The sequence below is a fragment of the Nitratidesulfovibrio liaohensis genome (assembly GCF_011682075.1).
In the GTDB taxonomy this organism is placed as follows: domain Bacteria; phylum Desulfobacterota; class Desulfovibrionia; order Desulfovibrionales; family Desulfovibrionaceae; genus Cupidesulfovibrio; species Cupidesulfovibrio liaohensis.
Genome location: NZ_VSMK01000270.1, coordinates 1 through 3,794, shown reverse-complemented (window position 1 = coordinate 3,794; position 3,794 = coordinate 1). Strand labels below are relative to the sequence as shown.

Sequence of the window (3,794 nt, the reverse complement as noted above, 5' to 3'; positions counted from 1 at the left end):
GAGTGCGACGCGGTGCTGGTGCACGATGCGGCCCGGCCCTTTGCCACGGCGGCATTGTCCAACGCCGTGCTCGACGCGCTGGCGGCGGGCGCGCCGGGGGTGGTGCCGGGCGTGGCAGTGACGGATACCATCAAGCAAACGGACAACGGCGTGATCACTCACACCCCGGACAGATCGGGGCTGGTGGCGGTGCAGACCCCACAGGGCTTTGCGCTGTCCGCCCTGCGCGATGCCCATGAACGCGCCCGCGCCGAGGGCTGGACCGTCACCGACGACGCCGCCCTGCTGGAGCGCTGCGGCCTTGCCGTGCGCGTGGTGGCCGGAGAGGTCGCCAACGCCAAGATCACCACGCCGGAGGACCTGACCATGCTGGAAGATGCCGGCACCGCCCGCGCCCCGTGGGAGGCCCGCAACGGGCAGACGCGCCTGATCCCCTGCACCGGCTGGGGCTACGACGTGCACCGTTACGTGCAAAAGGAAGAGGCCGGGAGTTCTGGCCAGCCCGGTCGCCCCATGAAGCTGGGCGGCGTACCCATTCCCGGCGGGCCGGAGGTGGTGGCCCATTCCGACGGCGACGTGCTGCTGCACGCCCTTGCCGATGCCCTGCTGGGGTGCATCGGCGGCGGCGACATCGGTCAGCATTTCCCGGATACCGACGCCGCGCTGGACAACGCCAACTCTGCCGTCCTGCTGGACGAGGTGCTGGGCCTGACCCGCGCCGCCGGGCTGGAAATCACCAACGTGGACCTGACCGTCATCGCCCAGGTGCCCCGGCTGGCCCCGTGGCGCGAGCAGATCCGCCGCAATGTCTGCCGACTGCTGGCCCTGGACGAGGCCATGGTGAACGTGAAGGCCACAACGGAAGAAAAGCTGGGCTTCACTGGCGAAAAGAAAGGGCTGAAGGCTGTCGCCGCCGTGACCGGCCTGCGCCCCGTGCGGACAGGCCGCCCCGGTGATTCCGGCGAAGCCGGGGACACAGGCGCCACCGACGGCGCCTGAGCGGACACGGGGCCGGGCAGAAATACCGCGCCGCCGGATACGCATTCGCCCGCCGGGTACGCATTTGGCGCGGCAGGCACGCATTGGACACGGGATGCCCTTTTCCCCGTGCCATGGGACTTGCGCGGGCGGGGGCCGCATAGTACAAATCCGAAGGTTTGCCTTCCATCCCCTTGAACACACGAACAATACGGGCCAGCGCCAGCGCCCGTGCGCCGCATGTGCCTTGCCGGGCCGGGCGGAACGCGCGGAATGACGTGGCGGCCACGGTCCGCCACCACGTATGACCGAAACCACACCCCTCGCCGATTTCCCCTGGTTGGCCAGCTACGATGCGGGCGTACCCGCCAACATCAGCTACGAAACCTTTCCGCTGTTCACCCTGCTGGACAGGGCCGCGGAACGCACACCCCGCCGCACGGCCATCGCCTTCCGCAACTACCGCATCAGCTACGCCAAGCTGCGCCAACTGGCGGAGGTCATGGCCGCCAACCTGCGCGCCCAGGGCGTGCGGCGCGGCGACAAGGTGTCGATCATGCTGCCCAACCTGCCGCAGACGGTCATTGCCTTCTGGGCGGTGCTGAAGGCGGGTGGCGTGGTGGTGATGACCAACCCGCTGTACATGGAAAAGGAACTGGTCCACCAGATCCACGATTCCGGCGCGCGGTTCATGATCGCCCTTGACCTTGTGTGGCCCAAGATAGAGCCGCTGCGCGACAAGCTGGGCATCGACAAGTATTTCCTCACCCGCATCGGCGACGGGTTGGCCTTCCCGCTCAACTTCCTGTACGCCTTCAAGGCCAAGCGCGAAGGCACCTGGCGCGACCTGCCCTTTGACGGCAGGCACGTGCTGCCGTGGAAAAGCCTGCTCAAGGGCAAGACACGCCATTCCACCACCACGTGCAGCCCCACCGAAGACCTGGCCGTGCTGCAATACACCGGCGGCACCACGGGCATTTCCAAGGGGGTCATGCTGACGCACCACAACATGTCGGTGAACGTGCAGCAGATCACCACGATTTTGGGCGATGCCCGCGACATGGACCACTGTTTCCTGGGGCTGATGCCCTACTTCCATGTCTACGGGCTGACCACCTGCCTCACCCTGCCCACGGCCCTGGGGGCCACCATCGTGCCTTTCCCGCGCTATGTCCCGCGCGACGTGCTGGTGGGCATCCAGAAGCACAAGCCCACCATCTTCCCCGGCGCGCCTTCCATCTACATTTCGCTGATGCAGCAGAAAGAGGTGGGCGACTACGACCTGACCTCCATCCGCTACTGCATTTCGGGCTCTGCCCCCATGCCGGTGGAACACATCAAGCGGTTCCGGGAGCTTACCGGGGCGCAAGTCATCGAGGGCTTCGGCCTGACCGAGGCCTCGCCGGTCACCCACCTGAACCCCATCCACGGGGTCAGCAAGGCCGGGTCCATCGGCATCCCCTTTCCGGACACCGAGGCGCGTATCGTGGACATGGAGGTGGGCCAGGTGCCGCTGCCCGCGGGCAAGGTGGGCGAACTGATCATCCGCGGCCCGCAGGTCATGAAGGGCTACTGGAACCGCCCGGACGAAACCGCCAACACCCTGCGCAACGGCTGGCTGTACACCGGCGACATCGCCATCATGGACGAGGACGGCTACTTCACCATAGTGGACCGCAAGAAGGACATGTTCCTGGTGGGCGGCTACAACGTCTACCCGCGCGAGATCGACGAGGTGCTGCACGAGCACCCCAAGATCAAGGAAGCGGTGACCGTGGGCGTGCCCCACCCCACGCGCGGCGAGATGATCAAGGCCTTCGTGGTGGTCAAGCCCGGCGAGAAGCTGACCAAGGCGGAGGTGGTGGCCCACTGCCGCGAAAAGCTGGCCAGCTACAAGGTGCCCAAGCAGGTGGAATTCCGCGACGACCTGCCCAAGACCGTGGTGGGCAAGGTGCTGCGCCGCATCCTGCGCACCGAGGAAGAAGAGAAGCTGAAGGCGGAGCTGGCCGCGTCGCCTGCTGCCGCCGCTTCCGACGACGACGGCGCGCAGTAGGGCGACAGGCCTGCCTGCCCCTCTGCTCCCTCTCCCCTGACGGGCAGGCTGCGGCTTCCGGCATTACCCCACGCCCCACAAGGTAAAGGAACAGACATGCGACTGCTGCTGCAACGGGCGCGCCGGGGATCGGTGGCGGTGGCCGGTGAAACCGTGGCCGCCATCGGACCGGGGCTGGTGGTGCTGGCGGGCTTTGGCCCGCGCGACACCGCCGCGCTGCCCGGCGAGCCCCGCTGGGCGGGCATGATCGACAAGCTGCTGGATCTGCGCGTGTTCCCCGACGATGCGGGAAAGATGAACGTGGGCCTGCGTGAATGGCCCGTTCCCGCCGACATGCGCGATGTGGAGGCCAGCGGCATCGGTTCCGGGGGCACCTTGGGCCAACTGCTGCTGGTACCCCAATTCACCCTGCACGCCGACTGCCGCAAGGGCCGCCGCCCGTCGTTTTCCGCCGCCGCGCCGCCCGCGGTGGCCGAGCGCCTGTTCGACCAACTGGCCACCGATATTGACGCACGCCTGCCGGGGCGGGTACGCTGTGGCATCTTCGCAGCCGACATGGACGTCTCCCTCGTCAACTGGGGGCCGGTGACCATCTGGCTGAGCGACGACGACCTCTTTCCGGAGCGGCGACCACCCCATGGCGGCGGATGACATCACCCTTCTCATCGCCGCGCCCTCGCCGCTGACGCGTGAGGCGCTGCGCCGCCTGCCCGGCACGGGCCGCACCGTGCTGCGCGCCGCCACCCTGGCCGAGGCGCTGGCC

Annotated in this window: 3 protein-coding genes; all 3 read left to right on the top strand. The window is 67.9% G+C overall.

All coding sequences use genetic code 11. The features are described 5' to 3' along the window. Nucleotides 1-999 (top strand): 2-C-methyl-D-erythritol 2,4-cyclodiphosphate synthase (gene ispF, locus FVW27_RS10070; RefSeq protein ID WP_167124810.1); only part of this gene is annotated, 999 nt, incomplete at its 5' end. A gap of 283 nt (nucleotides 1,000-1,282) precedes the next feature. Continuing rightward, nucleotides 1,283-3,031 carry a long-chain-fatty-acid--CoA ligase gene (locus FVW27_RS10065; protein WP_167124808.1) on the top strand — a complete coding sequence of 583 codons (1,749 nt, stop codon included), beginning with the start codon at nucleotides 1,283-1,285 and terminating at the stop codon, nucleotides 3,029-3,031. A 96-nt stretch (nucleotides 3,032-3,127) separates the two neighbouring features. After that, on the top strand, nucleotides 3,128-3,682 hold the full coding sequence (locus FVW27_RS10060) for a D-aminoacyl-tRNA deacylase (protein WP_167124806.1): 555 nt from the start codon (nucleotides 3,128-3,130) through the stop codon (nucleotides 3,680-3,682). The last annotated feature ends 112 nt before the right edge of the window (nucleotides 3,683-3,794 follow it).